Source organism: Streptomyces sp. NRRL F-5650 (assembly GCF_000721365.1).
Classification (GTDB): Bacteria; Actinomycetota; Actinomycetes; order Streptomycetales; family Streptomycetaceae; genus Streptomyces; species Streptomyces ardesiacus.
Genome location: NZ_JOGV01000042.1, coordinates 20592 through 44955 on the forward strand (window position 1 = coordinate 20592; position 24364 = coordinate 44955).

General features: G+C 71.2%; 27 protein-coding genes. 16 read left to right on the forward strand and 11 right to left on the reverse strand.

Going from position 1 to position 24364, the window contains the following annotated elements:
* Positions 1 to 21: 21 nt before the first annotated feature.
* The 3 genes from IG88_RS0129570 to IG88_RS0129580 all read left to right on the forward strand — a co-directional run bounded on the left by IG88_RS0129570 (position 22) and on the right by IG88_RS0129580 (position 1322).
* Positions 22 to 432, forward strand: coding sequence for a signal peptidase I (locus IG88_RS0129570; RefSeq protein ID WP_031047778.1), 411 nt, complete (start codon positions 22 to 24; stop codon positions 430 to 432).
* A gap of 72 nt (positions 433 to 504) precedes the next feature.
* Positions 505 to 996, forward strand: coding sequence for a hypothetical protein (locus IG88_RS0129575; protein ID WP_031047780.1), 492 nt, complete (start codon positions 505 to 507; stop codon positions 994 to 996).
* Positions 993 to 1322 (forward strand): transcriptional regulator, encoded by a 330-nt coding sequence (locus IG88_RS0129580; protein WP_037836991.1) that lies wholly within the window; start codon positions 993 to 995, stop codon positions 1320 to 1322. The genes IG88_RS0129575 and IG88_RS0129580 overlap by 4 nt, the downstream gene beginning before the upstream one ends.
* Positions 1323 to 1452: 130 nt before the next feature.
* Here the strand turns inward: IG88_RS0129580 and IG88_RS0129585 are convergent, their stop codons facing one another.
* Complete coding sequence (locus IG88_RS0129585; RefSeq protein WP_031047784.1) at positions 1453 to 1953, reverse strand: GNAT family N-acetyltransferase; 501 nt, start codon at positions 1951 to 1953, stop codon at positions 1453 to 1455.
* A gap of 236 nt (positions 1954 to 2189) precedes the next feature.
* Between IG88_RS0129585 and IG88_RS45355 the strand changes: the two genes are divergently transcribed.
* Both IG88_RS45355 and fmdA read left to right on the forward strand, forming a co-directional pair.
* The gene (locus IG88_RS45355) at positions 2190 to 2474 is read left to right on the forward strand and encodes an FmdB family zinc ribbon protein (RefSeq protein ID WP_078861647.1); all 285 of its coding nucleotides are present in this window, start codon (positions 2190 to 2192) and stop codon (positions 2472 to 2474) included.
* Positions 2475 to 2495: 21 nt separating this feature from the next.
* The gene (gene fmdA / locus IG88_RS0129590) at positions 2496 to 3740 is read left to right on the forward strand and encodes a formamidase (protein WP_031047786.1); all 1245 of its coding nucleotides are present in this window, start codon (positions 2496 to 2498) and stop codon (positions 3738 to 3740) included.
* Positions 3741 to 3866: 126 nt separating this feature from the next.
* On the opposite strand, the gene IG88_RS0129595 is transcribed toward fmdA, so the two are convergent.
* Entirely contained in the window at positions 3867 to 4625 is a 759-nt protein-coding gene (locus IG88_RS0129595) for a GntR family transcriptional regulator (protein ID WP_031047787.1), read from the reverse strand.
* 243 nt (positions 4626 to 4868) lie between these two features.
* Between IG88_RS0129595 and IG88_RS0129600 the strand changes: the two genes are divergently transcribed.
* From IG88_RS0129600 to IG88_RS0129615, 5 genes are all read left to right on the forward strand, one after another.
* A complete protein-coding gene (locus tag IG88_RS0129600) occupies positions 4869 to 5309 on the forward strand; it encodes an ATP-binding protein (protein WP_031047789.1) in 441 nt (146 codons plus the stop codon).
* Positions 5310 to 6763: 1454 nt separating this feature from the next.
* A complete protein-coding gene (locus IG88_RS45005; RefSeq protein ID WP_078861648.1) occupies positions 6764 to 7153 on the forward strand; it encodes a type II toxin-antitoxin system RelE/ParE family toxin in 390 nt (129 codons plus the stop codon).
* Positions 7154 to 7167: 14 nt separating this feature from the next.
* Positions 7168 to 7626 carry a helix-turn-helix domain-containing protein gene (locus tag IG88_RS41800; protein ID WP_078861649.1) on the forward strand — a complete coding sequence of 153 codons (459 nt, stop codon included), beginning with the start codon at positions 7168 to 7170 and terminating at the stop codon, positions 7624 to 7626.
* Positions 7627 to 8115, forward strand: a complete 489-nt coding sequence (locus tag IG88_RS41805) for a protein-export chaperone SecB (protein WP_078861650.1) — start codon at positions 7627 to 7629, stop codon at positions 8113 to 8115.
* Between the two features lie 1194 nt (positions 8116 to 9309).
* Positions 9310 to 9606 (forward strand): ribosomal protein L7/L12, encoded by a 297-nt coding sequence (locus tag IG88_RS0129615; protein ID WP_031047794.1) that lies wholly within the window; start codon positions 9310 to 9312, stop codon positions 9604 to 9606.
* A gap of 81 nt (positions 9607 to 9687) precedes the next feature.
* Here the strand turns inward: IG88_RS0129615 and IG88_RS0129620 are convergent, their stop codons facing one another.
* Entirely contained in the window at positions 9688 to 10449 is a 762-nt protein-coding gene (locus tag IG88_RS0129620) for a phosphoglyceromutase (RefSeq protein WP_031047797.1), read from the reverse strand.
* A gap of 152 nt (positions 10450 to 10601) precedes the next feature.
* Here IG88_RS0129620 and IG88_RS0129625 point away from each other — a divergent pair, with 152 nt between their 5' ends.
* Complete coding sequence (locus IG88_RS0129625) at positions 10602 to 11990, forward strand: MDR family MFS transporter (protein ID WP_078861651.1); 1389 nt, start codon at positions 10602 to 10604, stop codon at positions 11988 to 11990.
* A gap of 107 nt (positions 11991 to 12097) precedes the next feature.
* Here IG88_RS0129625 and IG88_RS0129630 read toward each other — a convergent pair whose 3' ends face one another.
* Positions 12098 to 12547, reverse strand: coding sequence for a DUF2000 domain-containing protein (locus IG88_RS0129630; protein WP_031047803.1), 450 nt, complete (start codon positions 12545 to 12547; stop codon positions 12098 to 12100).
* A 49-nt stretch (positions 12548 to 12596) separates the two neighbouring features.
* Between IG88_RS0129630 and IG88_RS0129635 the strand changes: the two genes are divergently transcribed.
* Positions 12597 to 13433 carry an AraC family transcriptional regulator gene (locus IG88_RS0129635; protein ID WP_031047806.1) on the forward strand — a complete coding sequence of 279 codons (837 nt, stop codon included), beginning with the start codon at positions 12597 to 12599 and terminating at the stop codon, positions 13431 to 13433.
* A gap of 21 nt (positions 13434 to 13454) precedes the next feature.
* Here the strand turns inward: IG88_RS0129635 and IG88_RS0129640 are convergent, their stop codons facing one another.
* Both IG88_RS0129640 and mshA read right to left on the reverse strand, forming a co-directional pair.
* Positions 13455 to 13967: a YbjN domain-containing protein gene (locus IG88_RS0129640; protein WP_031047808.1), complete on the reverse strand. Its 513-nt coding sequence runs from the start codon at positions 13965 to 13967 to the stop codon at positions 13455 to 13457.
* The gene (mshA, locus tag IG88_RS0129645; RefSeq protein WP_031047810.1) at positions 13960 to 15333 is read right to left on the reverse strand and encodes a D-inositol-3-phosphate glycosyltransferase; all 1374 of its coding nucleotides are present in this window, start codon (positions 15331 to 15333) and stop codon (positions 13960 to 13962) included. The genes IG88_RS0129640 and mshA overlap by 8 nt, the downstream gene beginning before the upstream one ends.
* A 262-nt stretch (positions 15334 to 15595) precedes the next feature.
* Between mshA and IG88_RS0129650 the strand changes: the two genes are divergently transcribed.
* The 3 genes from IG88_RS0129650 (at position 15596) to IG88_RS0129660 (ending at position 19547) form a co-directional block, all read left to right on the forward strand.
* Positions 15596 to 16411 (forward strand): hypothetical protein, encoded by an 816-nt coding sequence (locus IG88_RS0129650; RefSeq protein WP_031047812.1) that lies wholly within the window; start codon positions 15596 to 15598, stop codon positions 16409 to 16411.
* Positions 16412 to 16693: 282 nt separating this feature from the next.
* A complete protein-coding gene (locus tag IG88_RS0129655; RefSeq protein WP_031047814.1) occupies positions 16694 to 17797 on the forward strand; it encodes a C40 family peptidase in 1104 nt (367 codons plus the stop codon).
* A gap of 271 nt (positions 17798 to 18068) precedes the next feature.
* Positions 18069 to 19547 carry a PP2C family protein-serine/threonine phosphatase gene (locus tag IG88_RS0129660; RefSeq protein ID WP_031047816.1) on the forward strand — a complete coding sequence of 493 codons (1479 nt, stop codon included), beginning with the start codon at positions 18069 to 18071 and terminating at the stop codon, positions 19545 to 19547.
* 73 nt (positions 19548 to 19620) lie between these two features.
* On the opposite strand, the gene IG88_RS0129665 is transcribed toward IG88_RS0129660, so the two are convergent.
* The 3 genes from IG88_RS0129665 to IG88_RS0129675 form a co-directional block, all read right to left on the reverse strand.
* Positions 19621 to 19956 (reverse strand): DUF2516 family protein, encoded by a 336-nt coding sequence (locus tag IG88_RS0129665; protein WP_030403569.1) that lies wholly within the window; start codon positions 19954 to 19956, stop codon positions 19621 to 19623.
* A 111-nt stretch (positions 19957 to 20067) separates the two neighbouring features.
* Positions 20068 to 20691, reverse strand: a complete 624-nt coding sequence (locus IG88_RS0129670) for a hypothetical protein (RefSeq protein WP_031047818.1) — start codon at positions 20689 to 20691, stop codon at positions 20068 to 20070.
* A 22-nt stretch (positions 20692 to 20713) separates the two neighbouring features.
* Positions 20714 to 21151 (reverse strand): helix-turn-helix domain-containing protein, encoded by a 438-nt coding sequence (locus IG88_RS0129675; protein ID WP_031047820.1) that lies wholly within the window; start codon positions 21149 to 21151, stop codon positions 20714 to 20716.
* A 237-nt stretch (positions 21152 to 21388) separates the two neighbouring features.
* On the opposite strand from IG88_RS0129675, the gene IG88_RS0129680 reads away from it, so the two are divergent.
* The gene (locus IG88_RS0129680) at positions 21389 to 21652 is read left to right on the forward strand and encodes a hypothetical protein (protein ID WP_420712108.1); all 264 of its coding nucleotides are present in this window, start codon (positions 21389 to 21391) and stop codon (positions 21650 to 21652) included.
* Between the two features lie 24 nt (positions 21653 to 21676).
* Here the strand turns inward: IG88_RS0129680 and IG88_RS0129685 are convergent, their stop codons facing one another.
* Together IG88_RS0129685 and IG88_RS0129690 are read right to left on the reverse strand one after the other, a co-directional pair.
* Positions 21677 to 23710 (reverse strand): HelD family protein, encoded by a 2034-nt coding sequence (locus IG88_RS0129685; protein ID WP_031047827.1) that lies wholly within the window; start codon positions 23708 to 23710, stop codon positions 21677 to 21679.
* Positions 23711 to 23751: 41 nt separating this feature from the next.
* Positions 23752 to 24363 (reverse strand): TetR family transcriptional regulator, encoded by a 612-nt coding sequence (locus IG88_RS0129690; protein ID WP_031047830.1) that lies wholly within the window; start codon positions 24361 to 24363, stop codon positions 23752 to 23754.
* Between the last annotated feature and the right edge of the window lies 1 nt (position 24364).

Here is a 24364-nt window from a genome sequence, read left to right on the forward strand (position 1 = left end):
GGGCTGCTAGCTTCCGGAGCCATGACGGACAGCGTGTACGTGGGCAACGCGGGCGAGGACGCGGCACTGGACCGGGGATGGCTGCTGGGGCACTTCAAGGACGCCTCCGATCCCCGGCACAGTGAGGACGTGGAGATCAAGTGGGGCGTCCACCCGAAGGGCGACGAGCGCGCCCACTGGGTCACCGGCGAGCAGCGCACCGCGCTGCAGGTCCTGGTCAGCGGCCGCTTCCGGGTGGAACTGCCCGGCCGCAGCGTCGTCCTGGCCCGGCAGGGCGACTACGTCGTGTGGGGCAGGGGCGTCGACCACTCCTGGTACGCGGAGGAGGACTCGGTGGTGCTCACGGTGCGGTGGCCGTCCGTGCCCGGGTACGCGGTCGACGCCGGAGCGGCTCCCGGGCCCCGTCGGCGGGGAGTTGAGCCACTGAGCTGAACCACTCCCTCACTTGCCGCACCGGAAACCCAAGACTTTCCACACCGGAAACAAACGGCTACTCTTTCCGGCATGGAAACAGACGGGGCACCCCTCACGCCGGAGCAGGCCCGCGCCGCCCTGGCCGACACCGAACGCGTCCGGGCCTCGGCCACGGCCCTGGCGGCCACACCCTGGCCGACCTGGTTCTTCATCACGCTGACGCTCTACGTCGCCGTCCTCCCGGTCACCGTCGGAGGCATCGTGGCCGACCCGGACTGGCTGCTCCCGCGCCCCGCCTGGATGGCCGTGATGCTGGCGGCTACCGCCCTCTACGCGGCGCTCCTCGCCGTCGCCTCGAAGTCGTGGCGCGAGAGGACCGGCGTGGCACTGCGGCTGGACGTCCTGCCGAAGCGCGCGACCGTGCCGCTCGCGGTCGGCCTGCCCCTGCTCCTGGTCGCCGGACCGTACGCCTTCCACGCCACGGGCCGGGCGGCGTGGCTGATCGCGTCCTCACTGATCGGCGCGGCCGTGTCCGTCGGCTTCCACCTGGCCTTCGTACGCCTGCACCGGAGGCCCGCGTGAGCGCCGGAAGCGGCACCCCGGGCGACCCGATGGCGGGCTTCGACACCACCATCCACGCCCCGCACCGCCTGCGCATCTGCGCGCTGCTGGAGGGCGCCGGGGAGGCGGAGTTCGCCCTGGTCCAGAAGCAACTCGGCCTGTCCGCATCGGCGTTGAGCAAACACGTCACCGTACTGATGGACGCCGGCTACGCCGAACGGCGCAAGGCCGTCCGTGACACCCGCCAACGCGTCTGGCTCCGCCTGACCAAGCAGGGCCGCACCGCGTACCAGGGCCACCTCGCGGCGCTGCGCGCGATCGTGGAACCCCCGGACCCGGCACCCTGAGCCGACTGGCCGAACTGGCCGACCTGGCCGACAGGACCAGCCGGAACGGCTGGACCGGCCGTACCGGCTGGACCGGCCGTACCGGCTGGACCGGCTGGACCGGCTGGACCGGCTGGACCGGCCGCGGCGCCTACGCCGGGACCACCAGGTCGCGCCGGTACCGGAACCCCGCCTTCCCGCCGAGGTCGGTGGGACCGGCCGGCCCGACCGGGACGAACCCGGCCTTGGTCAGCACCTTCTGCGACGCCGGGTTGGCGTCGGCGGCGGCTGCCCGCAGCGTCCGCAGCCCGTGCCGCTCCGCTGCCAGCCGGCACACCTCCCGTACGGTCGCCGTCGCCACACCGCGACCGGAGACGCACTGCGCGACCCGATAGCCGAGGTCGGCGGAGCCTTCGGCGAGGTCGTACAGGTTGAACCGCCCCAGCACGCGACCGCCTTCTGCGACCAGCACGTAGAAGACGCAGACGCCCGCCTCCTGCTCGGCCAGCAGGGCGCGGTACCGCTCTTCGAACCGCTCGAAGTACGCGTCGCCCCGATCGGGAACGGAGGCGGCGAAGTACGCACGGTTCGCCACCTCGAAGTCCAGGACCGCCTGGGCATGACCGGCATCCAACTGCTCCAACTCGGACACGCCGCGACTCTACGCAGCCGACGCGCCCCGGCGCACACGAGTTGGGCGCCGGAACCAGCGCGGGACCCCCATCTGCGCGCCGCCGTACCCGACAGAGTTACTCCGCACCGCGTCGCCCCGCCGCACCACTGAACGAACATTATGGTCAAACCGCCACAAACCACTTCAGCGGCAGTGGGGGGGGAAGCCCGCCCAGCACCACCCACCCCCGGCCCCCAGCGACGCGGAGGCACCCCATGGCGAGGTACGACTACACGTGCGGCCGGTGCGGCGTGTTCGAGGTCGTCCGCCCGATCGACGCCCCGGAACCCGAGCCGCCGACGTGCGCCACCTGCGGCGGAGCGACGACGCGCGTGTACGCCCCGCCCGCCCTCACCTCTCCCCGCTCCGCCCTGCGACGGGCACGCGACGCCGCTGAGGCCAGCGCACACGAGCCGGCGGTACTGCGCAGCCCGCCCGCGCCACCCCGTCGCCCTGCTCGCCCACCGAATCCCCTGCACGCCCGCCTCCCCAAACCGTGACCGACAGGCAAGGAACGACAGATGCCCGAAGTGCTCTTCAGCGTCGACCAGTCCCGGTCGTTCTACGACCAGGCAGTCCCGCCGCACAACCGCTGGCACCCCGACATCCCGCCAGTGGCGACCGTCCGGCCCGGCGCCGAGTTCCGCCTCGAATGCCGCGAGTGGTTCGACGGCATGGTCCACAACGACGACTCCGCCAACGACATCCGCGACCTCGACCTCTCGATCGTCCACCCGCTGAGCGGACCGGTCGCCGTCGAGGGCGCGCAGCCCGGTGACCTGCTGGTGGTCGACATCCTCGACGTCGGCCCCGTCCCGCAGGAGACCGGCCCGGTCGCCGGCCAGGGCTGGGGCTACACGGGCATCTTCGCCAAGTCCAACGGCGGCGGTTTCCTCACCGAGCGCTTCCCGGACGCGTACAAGGCGGTCTGGGACTTCCACGGGCAGATCGCCACCTCCCGCCACCTGCCCGGCGTGCGCTTCACCGGCATCACCCACCCCGGCATGATCGGCACCGCCCCCTCGCACGACCTGCTCGCCCGGTGGAACGCCCGGGAGGCCGAGCTGATCGCGACCGATCCCGACCGGGTACCCCCGCTCGCGCTGCCGCCGCAGCCGCAGCGGGCGCTCCTCGGCACGCTGGAGGGCGACGCGTTCGAACGCGCGGCACAGGAGGCGGCACGCACCGCGCCGCCGCGCGAGAACGGCGGCAACCAGGACATCAAGAACCTCACCCGCGGCGCCCGCATCTTCCTGCCGGTCTTCGTCGAGGGCGGCAAGCTATCCGCCGGTGACCTGCACTTCAGCCAGGGCGACGGCGAGATCACCTTCTGCGGCGCGATCGAGATGGGCGGCTACCTCGACCTCGGCGTCGACCTCATCAAGGGCGGCATGCAGACCTACGGGGTGACGACGAACCCCGTCTTCTTCCCCGGCAACGTCGAGCCGCGCTACAGCGAGTTCCTCACGTTCGTCGGCATCTCCGTCGACGAGGACGGCCGCCAGCACTACCTCGACTCCCACCTCGCCTACCAGCGGGCCTGCCTGAACGCCATCGAGTACCTGACCAAGTTCGGCTACTCCCCCGAGCAGGCCTACCTGCTGCTCGGCGCCGCCCCGGTCGAAGGCCGCTTCAGCGGCGTGGTCGACATCCCCAACTCCTGCGCCACGCTCTACCTGCCCACCGCCATCTTCGACTTCGACATCCGCCCGTCCGCCAACGGCCCCCAGCACGCGAACCGGGGGAACTGCGCCCGCACGAGTTAGCGGGGCACTGCGGACACCCGGCTTCCGAGATGCACCCGAGGCAGCGGGACCCGGCTGCCTCGGGTGCCAGCCGTGAAGGAGCCCGCAACTCGCCGCACCTGCAGCGTCTGCAGCATCTTCCGCATCTCACGCGTCGAAGTCGTACTCCAGGATGTACGAGGCGGCGTCCAGCGTCATTTCGTTGATCTCGACGGGGCGCCCCTCGTCGGTGAACGCGGTGCGGCAGATGAGGATGACCGGGGTGCCCGCGGCCATGCTCAACCGGGTGGCCTCGTCACTCGACGGCATGCGTGAGCGAACCTCTTCGCGGAAGTGCACAGGCTGGTGGCCGAGTTCGGCGAGCCGGGCGTACGTCCCGCCCTCCCCGGTGTCTTCCCGCGTGATCGCGGACCCGGCGACCAGGGAGCCGGGCAAGTAACTCGTCGCCAGCAGGACGGGCTTGCCGTCCAGGACGAAGCGCCGACGCCGTACGCACACCGTCTCCTCGCCGGTCAGTTCCAGGACCGCAGCGATGCCGTCAGGCGCCCCTTCCTCGGACACCGTGACCTGGTCCACTTCGAGCGACCGGCCCTCGATGTCGGCCGACCAGACGGACCGGCCGTTGCCCCACTGCTGCTGGGCCAAGCGCTGGATGCCCCGGCGCCGAAGCGGACGGAACTCCCGGACGAACACGCCGGCGCCCTTGCGGGCCTCGGCGACGCCTTCGTCACGGAGGACGCCCAACGCCTGGCGGGCCGTCATGCGGGCCACGCCGTGCGCGGCCATGAGGTCGTTCTCCCCCGGGAGCCGATCACCCGGACCGTACTCGCCCGACCGGATCGCCTCGCGCAGCGTGTCGGCGATCCGGTGGTACTTGGGGCGACGGTCGTCTCCGGCCTTGGCCATCCCGTGGGCCTCCTCTCCTTCTCTAGACACCTTAGGCCACAGCTTGGGCCCTCGCTCGCTGCGAGTAGCGGCTCCGCTCCCTCAAGGGCACGTTGAGCAAAGCGACTTGACGTCTCTAGAGATGTTGGCCACAGTACCTGTCTAGAGATGTCGGGATGACTTTCTGAATGAGAGGTGCTGCATGGCGTCGTACGGGCTCGGGCCATCGGCTGCCGTGGGAACAGCGGCGAGGAGTGAGTGCGCGTGACCTACGCGATCGACCGTGATCCGTGTGAGGACTCACCGCGCCTCGGTGCGATGACCTTGCACCCCGTCGCCGAGTCCGTACCGAGGGCCAGGCGCTGGTTCCGGAAGTTCCTCACGCCGTATCAGCCGACCTGCTCGGTCGACGACTGCGTCCTGCTGCTCTCGGAGCTGGTGACCAACGCCGTCGTCCACGGGACGTCGGACGCGCCCTGGCTCGTGCGGGTGGAATGGTTCCGCGCAGGGACCTCGCTCCGGGTCGAGGTGCACAACCCGGGGCTTCCGGAGAGCGTCCGGCTCAGGTGCCCCGACGCCAACGACGCGCACGGCCGCGGGCTGCTGCTGGTCGACTCCGTCGCCGACTCGTGGCACGCCGGCCCCAGCCGCTTCGGTGGAACAGCGGTCACCTTCGAGATGACCAACGCCTGGCCACCGTCCTGATACGCCCCACCCTCCGGGCCCCGGCCCACAGGCGCCCTGGACACGTCAGTCGGCCCCCGGCCCCGCGAAGCATCCGCCGGACGGGGGCCGTACTGACGTGGGCCTACTTCTTCTTGCCCTGGGTCTTGCCGGGGATCTTGGTGAGTTGGGTTTTTGCAGGTCGGGGGCGGTGTCCCTGCGTGCGTGATGGTCATCATTGGTCGTTGCCGGTCACTGTTGAGCGCCCTCGGACGGCCCAGAGACGGCCCAGCCAACCTGGTGGGTAGGCGTCATCGTTCAGGACTCTGCCGGCCCCGGCTGCTGCCGCGCAGCCACTCGAACCAGCTCACGAGGAACCACCACAGCTTCCACAACCAACCCCTTCGGCGTGGCCGTCGTCCTGGACTGGGCTGCGGATGTGAGTGTGCGCGACGTGGGGGCAGAGCGGGAAGCCCGGGTGCTTGGACACGACCTCCGCCCCCATGTAGATGGCAGAACCCGTTCCATCCCGCCGTGTTCCGGCATGCCTGCCCTCGCCGTGTTACTCCAGCACAGCTCCCCATGCGCGGAGTGTGGCAGACGTCAGGGAAGCATGTCCGCAGTTGACGGCAGTTGCCTTCCATGGGCTGTCTGAGCCTCAGCCACCGACAGTCAGCCACGACGGTGGGTCCGCCGATCGACCAGGCGCGCGTGTGTCTCGCTGCGCCCACACCGGCCTCAGCCACGATGTCGGGTTGTGCTTTCCGCCAGAGCACGCCACGACGGCAGTACCGGTCAGCGCGAACGCTTTCGGGAACTACGAACAACTACCAGCTTGGGCTCGTCGCGGCGCATAGTGGCCGACGGCGCGAGCTAACGGAGCGCGAACCAGCATCACCTCAGTAACCCAACCCTGCCCTCCGACGTCGGCAACGCCACGACATCCGCCCTACAGCAGACCGACGGTCGAGTGCCAACTTGCGCCGGCTCGCCGTTTGACCTCGACCAGTGCGCCGGCTTCTCTCCCTTGCCCTGAGCTGGCTGGTGGATGAGGACCGGTGCACGAGTTCGTGCTCCCTCGGTCTGGCGGTGGCCTGCCTCATGCACTGGTAGGGCGGGACGTTGCTGGTTGTTCACTGCCGATGATGCGCACGTGTCGATGTGAGGACAATGCGATCACGCGCAAGGCGGCAGGTCGCGTCGTTCTCCGTGAGACTGATGCGGAATGAGTGATTCCGATAACGCTCACGTATCCATGCGAGACATGACATGTCTCGGGTGTGCAGTGCAGGTCTGACGGGCGACGGGCGCCTGATCTACCCATCACCCGGACAGGGGGACATCACCATGTGTGTAGAGAAAACAACAGTCCGTAGCTTGCGGCCATCGGCCCTAGCCGATACTCTCGAAACAGTCAACCAAGACCCTTCCGTGGAGGTAACTCACAGCTACACTTCCCTTACGCAACCGAGGGGCGGGGGGCCGCGTGGTGTGCAATGCCTCCGCAGTACTTGAGTGCGTCTACGGGAGGGGGCAGTCTGACCAGTCGACGATGGCGGTTCTACAAGACCCGTAACGACAAAGATGTTGTTCGAGAGGATCTTAAGAGCCTTGGGGCGGGGGCCCGTGCGGCTATTCTTGAAGCCATGAAGCGCGTCGTAAGGCAGGAGCATATGCCTTACGAGCAGGAATCGGTCGGCAATGGTCTCTTTGCTGTCCGTGTTTTCTTCGCTGACTGCACTTACCGACTTCTCTACTCACCGGTCGGTAGTCACGATCAAGTGCTTCTTGCCCTTCATGTCATAAATAAAAAGGACAGAAAGCTTCCCAAGGCTGCAAAAGATCTGGCGATCGAGAGACTGAAGGACTGGACAGTACGCGACTAGACTCAAGGGGTGTCATGAACCGAGACGAGCTGGATGACCTCGATGAGCTGATCGGGGAGGAACTGGCGCATCCCGAGTTCGAGGCTGCCTTCGAAGATGCGCGTAGCCGCAGTTCACTACTTCGCCGGATGATCGCCCGGCGTAAGGCGCGAAAGATCAGTCAGGCCGCTGTGGCGGAGCGGATGGAAACCACTCAGTCTGCGGTTTCCGAGCTTGAATCAGGTGGTACGGATCCGCGCCTGTCGACGTTGCAGCGCTACGCCAGGGCAATAGGTTGTCGGCTTGACGTCCGACTCAAAGACGACGGAGGCGATTGGCGTTTCAGTAACGCGTACGCAGTGGGAGCCGTCCGACGCGAGCGGAGCAGTGTTCATGCCGCGTGGTCCGTGGATGGAGCAGACAACACGTTCAGCGGGAGTTCTTCCTGGTCTTCTGCCGTGTATGCACTCCGCCGTGAGGGTGTGAATCGCTAAGTGCAGACGCAAGCCGAATATGCGGAATCGCTACGCCTTGCCTCGGTGTTGCACGAATCTGCCTATCTGCAGGGGATTCGACTGAACTCTCTCGAGGCGCAAGTATTTGACCGGAAACCTGACCCGCCGTACAGCGTAGTTACCGAACTGCGTCCGAATGTGTCGCTCGGAGCAAAATCCATCACTTTCGAAGTGCGGTATGAAGTGAAGGCTCTAGCGGACGAAGACGAGGTTTTCCGTATCGTATGTGAGTTCCAAGCCGGATACGAGCACGACTTGGACGACGTGACGGGAGACATGGCTTCTACGTATGGGGATGTGATCGTTCTCGCGACGCTGCATCCATATGTTCGCGAACTTGTACACAGGGTAAGTTCGGATCTTGGCTTTCCGGGCCTCTTCCTTGACAACCTCGACAGTAAAGATTTGTTCCAATTGTTGAGTGAGGAAAAGATCAAAAAGCGCAATGATGAACATGGTGCCGTCTGATCGTTCTCGCTGCCAGTTCGGACCTTCCCTCTTTGCCGTGCGGACGCCAGGCCGGCGCGGCGTCGTTGGGCTGGTTGCTTAACGCGAGTGATCTTGGACCCGTGAAGCCTCCGGCACGTCGGACAGTTTGCGGACCTGTCTGATAAAGCGCGGCGTACTCCTTCTCTACCTTGGGCGGCTGATCGCTGTAGCGCGCGGCACGGGCGCTGGCCGGGCTGGAGCGGGGCGGAGACTGGAGCGCAGGCCCGGCCGGGGGCCGGGCCGCGCGCGGTGAGCGGAGCGAGCCGCCTTGAACCCGTAGAGAAAGTTGTAACTCAGTCTGTGGTGCGGGGCTTGAAGCGATGTGCACAGGCTGGAAGTTCAGTGTCCTGCCAGTGTGCGAGGGGCACGAAGAGCACGGGCCGGATCATCCACCGGATGCGGACTTCTCCATGCGTGAAGGTCACCGTGCAGGGCTCGGAGCGCAGGAGAGCCTTCGGGTCTGGCGCGTTCTTCGTGTAGCCATGTCCAGGCTTCGTCCGATGCGTCGGAGTCGAGTGCTGGTGAGATGGTGCGGAGGGCGATGGCGACCCATCGGTCTGCCTGGGGCGCTGAGTACGCGTCGAACGATGCCAGGAGCGCCGACCGTTCTCGGGTGCTGACGTCGTCGGCCAGCATTCGCTCCAGTAGCCGTGGGCGGGCCGTTCATGAGGTCGCTCCCGTCGGATGGACCACGAGGACGTAGCGGGTGCTCTCGTCGTACGGGGTGAGTTGGTAGCCCGTTCCTTTGGTCATGTATGCGAGGGCTCGTTCGTGTTTTGTATCGTCCGTCGACTAGTGCAGGCCAGGCGGTGCGTACAGGGCGTCGAGCTGGTCAGTGATGTGACGCGTGCGCTCGCGTAACCAACGCAGAGCTAGGCGCGGGCTCGTGGCTGCGTGTGACCCCATGGGGATGGAACGGACCTCGTTCAAAGAGTAAGCGGCGGCTCGACACCGGTAGGGAAGCTGTCGCCTGCTTGCGTTCAGCGCTTCACGGGAGCGGACATCTGCACGGGTGTCCTCCTGCTGGGCCGGCCTCGGTGACCATTCCGACCCCGGCCTGACTCTGCGGGGGTACGCCCAACTCACGTCGATCTGCCACTAGCACCCCCGAAAAGCCGTGGCTGCCGCCTTCGAGGGCGCATAGGCTCCCGTTCGCTGGAGCAGGAGGGCGAGATGTCCGACGAGGAGTCCACCGAGTACTACACGCTGCTCTGCGACGACCCGTCCCACGAGGTGGTGCTCATCGACTGCGGGCCCCGCGAGATGGATGTGATCCGAGCCGTGCGAAAGGTGACCGGGCTGAGCTTGTGGCACAGCCGGGTGCTGGCACGCCAAGCGCCCGTCACCCTTCTTGAGGGGCTGTCTGCGTACAGGGCCCAGTCCGCTGTCGCCGTGCTGCAGAGCACCGGCGCCAGAGCGGAGTGGAGACAGGAGCTGGTACCCGGAGAGCGCACAGCACCGTCGCACTGACGGCCCAGCGACGGACCGGAGGTAGCGAGAAGCCCCCTCCCTGGCGGGGAACCCGCAGGCAGGGGGCTTACTCGTGGGCGCTTACTTCTTCTTGCCCTGGTTCTTCACGGCCTCGATCGCTGCCGCTGCCGCGTCCGGGTCGAGGTACGTGCCGCCCGGGTTCAGCGGCTTGAACTCGGCGTCGAGTTCGTAGGACAGCGGGATGCCCGTCGGGATGTTCAGGCCCGCGATGTCCGCGTCGGAGATGCCGTCGAGGTGCTTGACCAGGGCGCGCAGGGAGTTGCCGTGGGCGGCGACCAGGACCGTGCGGCCGGTGAGGAGGTCGGGGACGATGCTGTCGAACCAGTAGGGCAGCATGCGGCCGACGACGTCCTTGAGGCACTCCGTCTGCGGGCGCAGCTCCGGCGGGAGGACCGCGTAGCGCGGGTCGGAGAACTGGGAGTACTCGGCGTCGCGGTCCAGCGGCGGCGGCGGGGTGTCGTAGGACCGGCGCCACAGCATGAACTGCTCCTCGCCGAACTCCGCGAGGGTCTGGGCCTTGTCCTTGCCCTGGAGGGCGCCGTAGTGGCGCTCGTTGAGGCGCCAGTGGCGGTGGACCGGGATCCAGTGGCGGTCGGCGGCCTCCAGCGCGAGCTGGGCCGTGCGGATCGCGCGCTTCTGGACGGACGTGTGGACCACGTCGGGCAGCAGGCCGGCGTCCTTGAGCAGCTCGCCGCCGCGCGTCGCCTCCTTCTCGCCCTTCGGGGTGAGGTTGACGTCCACCCAGCCGGTGAACAGGTTCTTCTCGTTCCACTCGCTCTCGCCGTGGCGGAGGAGGATCAGCTTGTACGGTGCGTCGGCCATGCTCCCGAGCGTAATCCAAGGCCGCGATCGCCCGCGCGTGCGCCCGGTGGGCGGACGGTTGACGGGAAGTGTTAATTGAATGGCTTCACCGAGGGAGCCGTTTGTAAGTTGTGCCTACCGCATCAGCCGCTTACAGCCACCTCGGGGGACCCATGTCAGTCGCCGGACTCAGACGTGCCGCACGGGAGACCGTCTCCGGGCTCCCCCGCGAGTTCTGGTGGCTGTGGACCAGCACCCTGGTCAACCGGCTCGGTGCCTTCGTCGCCACCTTCATGGCGCTGTACCTGACCATCGACCGCGGCTACTCCGCCTCGTACGCCGGTCTGGTCGCCGCCCTGCACGGGCTCGGCGGGGTCGTGTCCTCGCTGGGCGCCGGGGTGATGACCGACCGGATGGGGCGGCGGCCGACGCTGCTGGTCGCGCAGACCTCCACCGCGCTGTCCGTCGCGCTGCTCGGCTTCGTGCGGGACCCGGTGACCATCGCCGCCGTCGCCTTCCTGGTCGGCATGGCGAGCAACGCCTCCCGGCCCGCCGTGCAGGCGATGATGGCGGACATCGTGCGGCCCGAGGACCGGGTCCGGGCGTTCTCCCTCAACTACTGGGCGATCAACCTCGGCTTCGCGATCTCCTCCATGGCGGCCGGGTTCATCGCCGAGGTCAGCTATCTCGCCGGGTTCCTGATCGAGGCCGGGATGACGCTCGCCTGCGCCGTCCTCATCTTCGTGAAGCTGCCCGAGTCCCGGCCGGAGCGGACGGAGAGCGCCGAGGCCGGCGGCGGGGACGAGGAGGCCGCCGTCTCGCTGTGGACCGTGCTGCGCGACGGGCGGTACATGAGCGTCGTCGGGCTGTCCTTCCTCGTCGCCGTGATCTTCCAGCAGGGGTACCTGGGACTGCCCGTCGCCATGGGTGAGGCCGGGTTCACGCCCGCCGACTTCGGTCTGGCCATCGCGGTCAACGGCGTCCTGATCGTCGTCCTGCAGATCCCCGTCACGCGGTTCATCGAGCACCGCGATCCACGGCTGCTGCTCGTCGCCTCCTCGCTGCTGGCCGGGTACGGCTTCGGGCTCACCGCCTTCGCCGGGTCGGTCGGGGTCTTCGCCCTCACGGTGTGCGTGTGGACGCTGGCCGAGGTCGTGAACGCGCCGACCCAGACGGGGCTCGTCGTGCGGCTGTCGCCGGTTCACGGGCGCGGGCGGTACCAGGGGATGTACACCATGTCCTGGGCGGTCGCCGCCCTGGTCGCCCCGCTGATGTCCGGGTTCGTCATCGACCACTGGGGCGCCGAGTGGCTGTGGGGCATCTGCGCCGTCGTCGGCACGGTGACGGCGGCCGGGTACTGGTGGCTCATGCGGGGGCTGTCGGAGGAGACAGCGGTCGCCCAGGGAGCCAAGGGGGCGCCGGGAGCGCCGGGAGCGCCGGGAGCGCCGGGAGCGCCGGGAGCGCCGGGAGCGGATAACTCCGAGGGAGCGCGGGACGCCCAGGCAGCGCAGGAACCGCTGGACGCCGTCCCGGCGCCCCGGGCGGACGCCGGCGCCGTCTGACCCGCACGGCGCCACGCCCGCCCCGGCGCCGACGTCGGCGCCGTCCGACCCGCCCCGCGCAGCACCCGCACCCGCACCCCACGTGCACACCCCCGCGTGCACCCCGCTCACGGGTGCATCCGTGCCCCCTTCAGCACCTTGTCCACCGCGTTCTTCGGTCCGTACACCGCGAGGCCCACCAGGTCCAGGTCCGCCGTCGTCACGGCCTTCACGGCCGCGCGGTTGTCGCGGTCGTTGCCGGTGGTGAAGAGGTCCGACGTGAACAGGGCGCGGGGCAGGGCGCGGGACAGCACGCGCGCGTGGGCCTTGGTCAGCGTCTCCTTCGTGCCCTCGAAGACCAGGACCGGCTGGCGGAACATCGGCAGGTAGCCCACGGCGTCCGCGTCCTCGTACGGCTCCCCGATCACCTCGGGGACCTGGCTGCCCAGGCCGCTGACCAGGAAGGCCGTGACGTTGAGGCGCTGCCAGGTCTCCAGGTCCTCGCGCAGCAGTACGGCGATCTTGGTGTCGAAGCGGACGGGGGTCTCGGGCCCGGGGGCCGTGTCATCGGTGCTCATGGGGTGAGACTGCCGACCCGCGCCCCACCCGGTCTTGTACGTTTTTTGCATGGGCAGCCGACGCGACGACCAGCGGAGGACCGAACGCAGCGTCTCCGCCTGGCGGCCCCGCGTCCCCGGCGTCGTCGAGGTCTTCCACGCCCACTACACCGAGTACGCCTACCCGATGCACGTCCACGACGCCTGGACGCTGCTCATCGTCGACGACGGCGCCGTACGGTACGACCTGGACCGGCACGAGCACGGCACCCCGCACGACACGGTGTCGCTGCTGCCGCCGCACGTGCCGCACAACGGCTCCCCGGCCACCCCGGACGGCTTCCGCAAGCGCGTCCTGTACCTGGACGCCTCCCGGCTGGGCGACGAGCTGATCGGGCGGGCCGTGGACGCCCCCGACCTGCGCGACCCGGTGCTGCGGCGACGGGTCGGGCAACTGCACGCCGCGCTCGCGCTGCCCGGGGACGAGCTGGAGGCGGAAAGCCGGCTGACGCTGATCGGCGACCGGCTGCACGAACACCTGAAGCCCGGGACCGGCCAGCCCGGGACCGGCCAGCCCGGCACCCGCCGGGACCCCGCCCTCGCCCGGCGACTGCGCGAACTGCTCGACGAGCGGGTCGTCGCGGGGATCGGGCTGGAGGAGGCGGCCGCGCTCGTGCCGGCCCATCCGGCGCACCTCGTACGGGCGTTCAGCGGGGCGTACGGCATCGCGCCGCACCAGTACCTGATGTCCCGCCGGGTCGAGCGGGCCCGGCGGCTGCTGCTGGCCGGACGGTCCCCGGCGGAGGTGGCCGCCGCCACCGGCTTCTACGACCAGGCCCACCTGACCCGGCACTTCAAGCGGCTGGTGGGCGTCACGCCGGGGCGCTACCGCACCAGCGCGCGGTGACTGCCGTGCGTCCGGGCCGGTTCACTCCCCGGCGTTGTCCGGGCGCTCGACGAGGTGCTGGAAGGCCTCCAGGTTCCTCGTCGACTCCCCGCGCGAGGTCCGCCACGCGTACTCCTTGCGGATGGCGGAGGCGAAACCCAGCTCCAGCAGGGTGTTGAAGGCGCCGTCGGCGGCCTCCAGGACCTGGCCGAGCAGGCGGTCGATCTCGTCGGGGGTGACGGCGGCCAGGGGGAGCTTGGCGGTGACGTAGACGTCGCCGAGGCGGTCGACGGCGTAACCGACGCCGTAGAGCTTGAGGTTGCGTTCCAGCAGCCAGCGGTGAACGGCCGGTTCGTTCTCGTCGGGGTGGCGGATGACGAAGGCGTTGAGGGAGAGGGAGTGGCGGCCGAGGATGAGGGAGACCGTCGTCGAGAGCTTGCGGGTGCCGGGGAGCGTGACCACGTAGTTGCCGGGTGCGGGGCTCTCCCACTCCAGGTCGGCGTCCTTGAGCGCCGCCTCGACGACCTGCGCTGCCTTGTCCGGTGCCTCAGCCATGGTGCGAGCGTACGCGACGGCGGTGCGACTGGACCGCGGCCGTGTAGACGTCGGCCGTGGCGGCGGCGGCGCTGTCCCAGCCGAAGGACTGGGCGTGCCGGGCGGCGGCGTCGCCCATGCGGGGCGTCAGCTCGGGGTTGTCGGCGAAGTCGCGCAGCACGCGCGCGTACGCGGCGGGATCGTGCCCGTCGACGAGGCGGCCGGTGACCCCGTCGCGCACGGCGACCGGCAGCCCGCCCACCGCGGCGGCGAGGACCGGGGTGCCGGCCGCCTGGGCCTCTATGGCGACCAGCCCGAAGGACTCGCTGTAGGACGGCATGACCAGCACGGACGCGGCCCGGAACCAGTCGGCGAGCTGCTCCTGCCCGACCGGCGGCCGGAAGCGCACGACGTCGGCGATGCCCAGCCGCGCGGCGAGTTTCTGCAGGCCCTCCGGCTTGGCGAGGCCGCTGCCGCTGGGGCCGCCGACGACGGGGACGACGATGCGGGAGCGCAGCTCGGGGCGCTCGTCCAGGAGTATGGCGACGGCGCGCAGCAGGATGTCCGGCGCCTTCAGGGGCTGTATGCGCCCGGCGAAGAGCGGGATCAGCGCGTCCTGGGGCAGGCCGAGGCGGGCGCGGGCGGCGGCGCGGGCGTTGCCGTGCTGTCCGGGGCCGGGCACGGCGCCCTTGGGGAAGGGGCGGAAGCGGTCGAGGTTCACGCCGGGGTGGACGACGGCGACCTTGCCGGGGTCGGCGTCGTAGTGGCGGATCAGCTCGTCGGCCTCCTCGGCCGTGTTGGCGATCAGGCGGTCGGAGGCGGCGACGATCTGGGTCTCGCCGATGACGCGGGCGGCGGGCTCGGGGGTGTCGCCCTCGGCCAGGTTGGCGTTCTTGACCTTGGCCATGGTGTGCATGGCGTGCACCAGGGGTGCGCCCCAGCGCTGGGCGGCGAGCCAGCCGACGTGGCCGGAGAGCCAGTAGTGGGAGTGCACGAGGTCGTAGTGGCCGGGGCGGTGGCCGGCCCAGGCCTGCATCACGCCGTGGGTGAAGGCGCAGAGCTGGGCGGGCAGCTCCTCCTTGGCCAGGCCCTCGTACGGCCCAGCGTCGACGTGCCGGACGAGGACGCCGGGGGCGAGTTCGACGGCGGGCGGGAGGGAGGCGGTGGTCGACCGCGTGAAGATCTCGACCTCGATGTTGATCGCGGCGAGGCGCTGGGCGAGTTCCACGATGTAGACGTTCATGCCGCCGGCGTCGCCGGTGCCGGGCTGGTGCAGGGGCGAGGTGTGCACGGAGAGCATGGCGACGCGCCGCGGCCTGCGCAGCAGCCGGAGCCGCGGGGAGGCCGCCGGTGAGCGGCGCCCGAGCCTGCTGACGTACTGGCTCACGAGCCGTTCCTCCTCGCTGCGGGCATGCCGGTCGGAGGACCCGGGTTGCCCTCCAAGGGGTGGGAACACCGTACGGAGGGTGCTCCATTCCGGTTTTCCGGGCTCCACGGAATCAACTTTGCCGAATCATTGCCGTATGTCGCTCAACCGTTCGATACGAAGGCGGGTCCCCATGGAAACCCCATGGATCCCCGCGCATCCTCACGGGTCCCCTCCGGGCCCCTCCGGAGCAGGGCGCGGCGGGCCGCCTACCCTCGTAGGCATGCCTCCCCGCGCCACCGCCCCCCGCCCCGTGGGCACGGTCACGCGCGGGACGACCAACCCCAACCGGCTGCGCCGCATGGACCGCTGGATCGCGGCCGTGCACGGCGCCGAACTGCGCCGCGCCGCCGAGCCCGTCGCCGTCGACCTCGGCTACGGCGCGGCCCCCTGGACGGCCGTCGAACTGCTGCTGCGCCTGCGCACGGTCGCGCCGCACGTGCGCGTGGTGGGCGTCGAGATCGACCCGGCCCGGGTGGCGGCGGCCCGGCCGTACGCTCGCGCGGGGCTCGATTTCCGGCATGGCGGCTTCGAGGTTCCCGTCGCCGCTCCCCCGGTGCTGATCCGCGCGGCGAACGTGCTGCGCCAGTACGACGAGGGCGAGGTCGCGGCCGTCTGGCAGCGGCTGTGCGCGCGGCTCGCGCCTGCGTCGGGGTCCTCGCGCGGGGGGCTGCTGGTCGAGGGCACCTGCGACGAGATCGGGCGCCGGCACGTGTGGGTGGCGCTCGGACCGGAGGGGCCGCGCACGGTCACCTTCGCCACCCGGCTCGGCTCCCTGGACCGCCCCTCCGACCTGGCCGAACGGCTGCCGAAGGCGCTGATCCACCGCAATGTGCCCGGCGAGCCCGTGCACGCCTTCCTGCGGGACTTCGACCGGGCCTGGGCCGCCGCCGCGCCGTACGCCTCCTACGGCGCCCGGCAGCGCTGGATGCGGGCGGTGCGGGATCTCGCGGCCGACTGGCCGGTGACGGACGGACCGGTGCGGTGGCGGCAGGGCGAAGTCACCGTGGCCTGGGAGGCGTTGGCGCCTCGCACGTGAGCGGCGCAGCCGCGCGGGGACGGCGACCGGGGCGGCCGGGGCGGGCCACCGGCGGGAAGCGGGAGCGGCAGGCGGGAGCGAGAGGCACCCTCCTTCAACCTCCGTCGACCTCCTTCAACCTCCGTCGACCTCCTTCGCCCTCTGTCGACCTCCGCCGGCCCCCGCCGGCCTCCGCCGACCCCTCTCGGCACTCTGTCGACCTCTGTCGCTTTTCGCTCCGGCATGGCACGATCCCCCGAGCGGGCTAAGTTACTGGCGGTTAACCCAGGTTGGGGGAGCGGTATGGGTACGGGGAAGCACGGCTTGACGGCCGCTGCCGTGGCCGTGGTCTGCGCGGTCACCGTACTGGCGGCACCCGGCACGGCGTTCGCGGACCCTGGCCGCCCCTCTCTGTCGCCGTCGCCCTCGTCCGGCGCCCCGGCGGCCACGCCCGGCAAGGACCTGGAAGCCGTACGCAAGAGGCTCGACGCGCTCTACCGCGCGGCGGCCGCGGCCACCGAGGAGTACAACGCGGCCGAGGAGAAGGCCGAGCAGCAGAACGCCCGGATCGTCGAGCTGGCCAAGAAGATCGTCAAGGGCCAGGAGAGGCTGGACGGGCTGAAGGACCGCGCGGGAGCCGCCGCCCGCTCGCAGTACCGCACCGGCGGCCTGCCCGACGGCGCCAAGCTCGTCCTGAGCGACGACCCCGAGGACTTCCTCGACGGCACCGGCCGCGTCCTCCAGGGCCAGCGCGCCACCAAGGGTCTGCTCGGCGAGCTGACCCGGGCCCAGCAGGACCTGGAGACCTACGCGGCGGACGCCTCCGCCCGCTTCAAGGAACTTGAGGCCAACCGCAAGGCCAAGGCGAAGGCCCAGAAGAAGGTCGAGCAGCAGATCGCGGCGGCCGAGAAGCTGGAGTCCGAGCTGGAGAAGGAGGAGAAGGAGCGCCTCGCCAAGCTGGAGAAGGAGGCGCAGGCCAAGGCGCAGACGGCCTGGCTCGACTCCGGCATCCTGAAGGACCTCGACGCCGGGGCGACGGAACGGGGCCGCAAGGCGGTCGAGTACGCCACCGCCCAGATCGGCAAGCCGTACCAGTGGGGCGCCGAGGGCCCGTCGTCGTACGACTGCTCCGGTCTGACCTCGCAGGCCTGGGTGGCGGCCGGGCAGGCGATCCCGCGCACCTCGCAGCAGCAGTGGAAGCAGCTCGGGCACGTCGACATCAAGGACATGCGCCCCGGCGACCTGATCATCTACTTCGACGACGCCAGCCACGTCGGCATGTACGTCGGCGACGGCTCCATGGTGCACGCCCCGCGACCGGGGCGCTCGATCACCCTCGCGGGCGCGGGCTCGATGCCGATCCTCGGCGTGGTCCGGCCGGACACGGAGCGGGCGACCGGGCAGTGAGGCGGGTCACGCGCCGGGCCACGGGGAGGTGAAGCGGGACACGTGACCCAGTGCACGCCCGGCACCCGCACCCGCGTGACGTTCGTCATCCCCCGCCCCCGGCCGACGTGTCCAACTGCGGGCGATAACGCGGCTTATGGCAGTGGCCGACGGCCGTCCGGCGTGTTCTGGACCATTCCGCAGCGGCGCCGTCACCCGCTATGGTCCCCGTCGGTGGGTCGAGGTCCCTCGCCCCGCCATGCCCTCGGGGGGAGGGAAGGAAGACACCACCATGCCCGTACCCGTACCGCGGCCAAGGGCGATCCCGGCCGTGGAGTGCGGTCAGGCGCCCGCCGCGTCCCCGGACCGCGGCCCTTCCACGGAACAGGCCCCGTCCGGGACGCACCCGGCCGAGCACCCCGCCACCCGGCGCGAGAAGACCCCAGAGAACGCCACGGAGAAGCGCGAGAACCCCACGGACACCAGGACAGGCACCAGCACAGGCATCCACACCGGCGCGGACGCCGGCTCCGGCCGCAGCCCGCGCGACCGGACCGAGAGCGCGGCACCCACGAACCTGACGGTGCTGCTGATCGAGGACGACCCGGCCGGCTCGCCGATCGTGCCCGACCTGATCGACCAGGCCGGCAAGCCGATCCGCGTCCGCACCGCCCGCAACCTCACCGAGGCCGAGCGGTTGCTCACCGACGACGTCCACTGCATCCTGCTGGACCTCGCCCTGTCGGCCCCCTCGCCGGCCCGCCCGGGCGGTGAGGGCGCCGCCGACGGCGAGGGCGCCGACGAGCTGGCGGTGCTCCGGCACGTCCTGGAACTGGCGCCCCGGCACGCCGTGCTCGCCCTCACCTCCTCCAGCGACGCCGAGCGCGGCGCCGAGGCCGTGGCGGTCGGCGCGCAGGACTACCTGTTCCGCGACGAGCTGGACGGGCGCCTGCTGAGCCGGGCGATCCGCTACGCCGTCGAGCGCAAGCGGTCCGACTCGGCGGAGCGGCGGCTGGCCGAGGGCCGGCTGCGGGCGCAGGAGAACCGCCGGCTGGAGCGCGGCCTGCTGCCCACCCCCCTGCTGGCGGGCTCCCCGCTGCGCTTCGCCGCCCGCTACCGTCCGGGCCGCTCGCGCGCACTGCTGGGCGGCGACTTCTACGACGTGGTCCGCACCCCGGACGGCACCGTGCACGCCATGATCGGCGACGTGTGCGGGCACGGCCCGGACGAGGCGGCGCTCGGTGTGGAGCTGCGGATCGCCTGGCGGGCGCTGACCCTGGCCGGGCTCTGCGGCGACGAACTGCTCGGCACGCTGCAGCAGGTGCTGGAGCACGAACGCTCGGACGACGAGATCTTCGCGACCCTGTGCGCCGTGGACATCTCCCCCGACGGCCGCCGCGCGGGCCTGTGCCTGGCCGGTCACCCGTCCCCGCTGCTCGCCGCGCCGGGCGTGCCGGCGCGTCTGCTGCCGTACGACAACAACGGCCCGGCGCTGGGGCTGCTGCCGGGCGCCCGCTGGCCGCGGACGCAGGTGGAGCTGGGTGCCGAGTGGAGCCTGATGCTCTACACCGACGGTCTGATCGAGGGCCACGTCGGCGAGGGCCGGGAGCGGCTCGGCCAGGACGGCATGGTGGAGATGGTCCGCCGCCAGCGGGCCGAGGGTCTGGACGGCGAGGAACTGCTGCGGGCGGCCGTCAACGAGGTCCGCCGGCTCAACGGCGGCGAACTGGCGGACGACCTGGCGGTGGTCCTCCTGGACCGGACGGCCTGAACCGGACGGCCTGAACCGGACGGCCTGAACCGCCCGGCCCGGACCCGGTGTCCCCGCGTGCGGGGCGCCCGGCTCAGCGCCCGCCGTTGTACGGCCCGTACGGTCCGTCGCTGCTGGAGCCGCGGCGGCTGCTGCGTCCGCCGCCGGACAGGCCGCGCAGGGCGGGCCGTACGTCGACCATGTACACGATCGTCGCGATGAGACCGATGATCGGCAGGAACGACAGGATGTTGAAGATCAGGTTCACCACGAAGGCGAGCCCGAGGATGATCAGCCAGAAGGGCTTGGTCTTCTTGTCGGCCGCGCGGTAGGCGTCCTCGCGGCGTGTGGCGGCGTCGATCAAAGCGAAGCCGCTGAAAAGGATCAGGGCGGTGCTCAGCAGCCACATGAAGCCTGCGAACCCCTGCATCAGCACAACGTCCACCACCAGACTCGGTTCATCATTACGCGGTCACCGTACCCGCAGAACGAGCCGACCACCCCGAGGGTGCCCGGCCCGCCGCATTCGTGACGCCCCGCACTACTCGGCGGGCGGCGTCGCCTTCTTCGCGGTGCTCTTCTTCGCCGGGGCCTTGCGCGCGGCGGGGGTCTTCCTGGCCGCGGCCGGCTTGTCCTCGGTGACCCGGACCGGCTCCGACTTGGCCGTCGCGGGCTTGGCCGGGGCGGGCTTGGCCGGCTCGACGGCCACCGCGAGGTCCTCCACGCCCTCGGCGACTCCCTCGACGCCGTCGGCGGCCTGGCCGCGCCAGGTGCGCACCGCCTGCTCGCCGCGCTCGGCGACCTTCTCGTAGGTCTCGCGGGCCTTGACGGCGTACTCGGCGGCGACGCCGACGGAACGCAGCGCCAGGTCCTGCGCGGTCTCGCCGAGCTTCTTGAAGTCGGCGTCGAGGCTGCCGAACAGCTCGTTGGCCTTGGCCTGGAGGCTGCCCTGGGTCTCCTTGACGCGGGCCGTCGCCTTCTCCTGGACGGCCTTCGGGTCGGTGTTGCGCACGGCGTCGATCCGCGCCGGGGCCTCCGCGCGCAACTGCTCCACCAGCACCGGCACCTTCTTGGCCTGCTGGAAGGCGAGGTCGGCGGTGCCCGCGGCGAAGTAGAGCGGGGTGGGGTCGCTGAAGGTCTTGCGCAGGTCGTCGGTGATGGCCATGGTGATGGTCCTCCGGAATGGCTTACGGATGAGGGTTCTGTACTGGTTCAGCCCCGTCGACTGCGGCATCGGCGTCGGCGTCGGCAGCGGCGCCGGGTTCCGCTTCGGCCCCGAACCCGTTCTCCTTGCGGAAGGACTCGTAGACCTGGAGCAGCACCTGCTTCTGCCGCTCGTTCAGGGAAGGGTCGGCGAGGATGACCGCACGCGTCTCCACGTCGTCCCTGTCGCGTTCGGCGTCGAGGATCCCCGCGCGGACGTACAGCGTCTCGGCGGAGATCCGCAGGGCCTTGGCGACCTGCTGCAGCACCTCCGCGCTGGGCTTGCGCAGCCCGCGCTCGATCTGGCTCAGGTAGGGATTGGACACGCCCGCGGCATCGGCGAGCTGCCGCAGCGAGAGCTGCGCGTTGCGCCGCTGCTCGCGCAGGTACTCACCGAGGTTGCCGACGTTGAGCGATGCCATGCCTCCACCATGCAGCACACCGCTAACTATTGCAAGCAAGCCGCTTGCAACAGTGCACCCACGAGGACGACGCGAGCCCCGGCCGGGCGGGACCCGGGCGGCGCCCGTGGCTCGCGACCCCTCTCGGCGCTTCTACGTCCCACTCCATGACCGACGACCCGACCGACGACGGCCGATCAGCGGGGAGAGCACGTGGCGAAGAGGACGCGGACGGCGGAGGAGGCGCGGGAGAAGTGGATGGCGCGCTTCCAGGTGCGGCTGGCCATGCGGCCGGGAGTGGACCGGGCCGCCGTGCTCGCCGCGGTCAAGGAGGTCACCGCGCACTGCGCGGACACGGGGGAGGACCCGCGCACCGCGTTCGGCGACCCCGACGCCCACGCCGTGCGGGCCGCGGCCCGGCTGGTGCCGGCGGAGCGGGCGGCGGGTGCGCGGCGGCGGAGCGCCGTGGTGGACCGGCTCGACTCCGCACTGCGCAGGACCGAGGGCATCGCCGACCTCTGACCGAGCCGCCCGCCCCCGCCCCGCTCAGAACGGCAGCGGCCGCGCGTGGACCACGTCCAGGCGGGACACCGCGCGGGTGAGGACCACGTAGAGCCGGTGCAGACCCCGTTCCTCCGCCTCCGCGATCGCCGCCGGTTCGACGGCGACGACGTGGTCGTACTCCAGGCCCTTGACCGCCCCCGCCGGCACCAGGGCCACCCGGGCGCCCGGATTCTCGGGGCCCGGTGCCGCGATGCCGGCCGCGGCGAGGGCCGCGCGCAGCCGGGGGACGTCCAAATCGGCGGCGACGACACCCACCGAGCCGTCCCGGGCGAGGGCGTGCCGTACGGCGTCCACGACCGCCTCCGGCACGGCGCCCGGCGCACACGCGCGCAGCGTCAGCTCGCCGTCGCCGCGCAGGGAGCGGGCCGGCGGCACGTCCACGCGGAGCCGGGCGAGGAGCCGGTTGGTGAGGCCCACGACCTCCTTCGGCACCCGGAACCCGGTGGTCAGCGGCGTCACGGCCGCGTCCGGGCGGCCCAGGTGGGTGAGGGTGGTGCGCCAGGAGCGCGCGGCCCACGGCGTGGTCCCCTGGGCGAGGTCGCCGAGGACGGTGAGTGAACCGAAGGCGCAGCGGCGGGCGATGGCCCGGCACTCCATCGGGGAGAGGTCCTGGGCCTCGTCGACGACGACGTGGCCGTAGCCCTCGGGGTGTCCGAGGAGTCCGGCGACCTCGTCGAGCAGGACCAGGTCGGCGGCGGACCAGCGCGCCGACCTCCACGACCGGGATGCCCGCCCCGTCCACAGCAGCGCCTTCTGCTCGTCGGCCGCCAGGACGCCGTCGGCCGCCCGTGCCAGCACGTCCGGGTCGGTGAGCAGCGGCGCGAGGACCTCCTCGGGGCGCACCCGGGGCCACACGGCGTCGAGGGCGGCGCCGACGGGCCGGGACCGTTCGATGCGCCGCAGCCAGGCGTCGGTCCGGGGGCCGGCCCGCCGTTCGGCCCGCTCCCGGACGTGGGCCGCGATCCGCGCCCGGACCCGTTCCCGCCCGACGGCGTACGGAGGCCCCTCCTCCCGGACGTCGGTGACGACGCGGGCCAGCGTCCGGGCCGGGACGCGCCAGTGGTAGGAGCCGTCCGGGACGGCGAGGTCGTCCGCGGCAGCGGGGTCGACGTGCGCGTACAGGGCGCGGCGCAGCACCTCGGCCGTCCGGGCGTCGTGCTTGAGGGCTGCGGCCCGTGCGCCGTCGGTGCGGGTGACCGGATGGCGGGCGATCTCGTCGGCCAGGGTCGACTGCCGTACGCCGGTCTCGCCGAGGGCGGGGAGCACTTCGGCGATGTAGGAGAGGAAGGCCGGGTTGGGGCCGAGGATCAGCAGGCCGCCGCGCCGGACGCGCTGCGGGTGGGTGTAGAGGAGATACGCGGCCCGGTGCAGGCCGACGGCGGTCTTGCCGGTGCCCGGGGCGCCCTGGACGCAGACGGTGTCGCCGAGGCCGGCGCGGACGAGGTCGTCCTGCTCGGGCTGGATGGTGGCCGCGATGTCCCGCATGGGCCCGACGCGGGGCCGTTCGATCTCCCGGGCGACGAGGGCACTGGCCCGGGACTCGCCCCGGCCCAGGTGCTCGTCCTCCAGGCCGGTGAGGTCGGCCCGGTCACCGCTGCCGCCCGGCGCCCAGCCGAAGCGGCGGCGGACGGCGACGCCCCGGGGGTCGGCGGCGGTGGCCTGGTAGAAGGCGCGGGAGACGGGGGCCCGCCAGTCCACCACGAGGGGCGGGGCGGCCGGCTGCTCGGTGATCCGCAACCGTCCGATGTGCAGCGCCCGCCCGCTCTCCTCCCCCTCGGCGAAGTCGAGCCGGCCGAAGAACAGGGGGCCCTCGGGCAGTTCGCGCATCTCCTTGGCCCTGCTGCGCAGCCGGTGTCCGAGGACCTCGGCGTCGGCACCGGAGGCGGAGACGTCCTCACCGGTGACGACGTGCTCCTGGGCGCCCTCGACCATGGCGGCGAGGACGGTGCGGCAGTGCTCGTGGTGGGCGCGTTCGCGGTCGAGGGCGCGCTGGAGGGCGGGTTCGGTCGACGTCATTCCGGCAAGCATAGGGGAAATGCTTTACCGAGTTAAGTTTTTTACCCCGTCACGCGTTCGGGGAGCCCCGCCGCCAGCCCCGCGAACGCCCGTTCCGCCGCCGCCACCGCGTCCTCCCGTACGTCCTCCACCCGTTCCCCGGCCGCGATCCGGCGCCAGTTGTCCAGGGCGAGGACGCGCTGGACGGCGATGATCTGGCCGGCGGCCAGCCTGGCCTCCAGGTCGGCGCCGAGGGCCTCGGCGAGCGCGGCCTCGGAGCGCTCGAGCTGGGTGTGCATCCGGGCGACCAGGGCGGGGGTGCCGTAGAGCAGCCGGTGGAAGGCGAGTACGGCGGGGTGGTCGTTGAGCCCGGTGACCGGGTCGCACCGCTCCAGTCCGGCGAGGAAGTGGCGGCGCAGCGCGTCGAGCGGCCGGGCGGCCCCGCGCACCACCCGGGCCGCCTCGTCCTCGTGGTCGGCGATGCGGTGCAGGACGAGGTCCTCCTTCGCCGGGAAGTACCGGAAGAGCGTCGGCTTGGAGACCTCGGCCGCGGCGGCCACCTCCGCGACGGACACCGCGTCGAAGCCCTTCTCCAGGAACAGTTCGACGGCGGTGTCCGACAGTGTCCGGAACATCCGCTGCTTCTTGCGCTCGCGCAGACCGGGGGCGTTCATG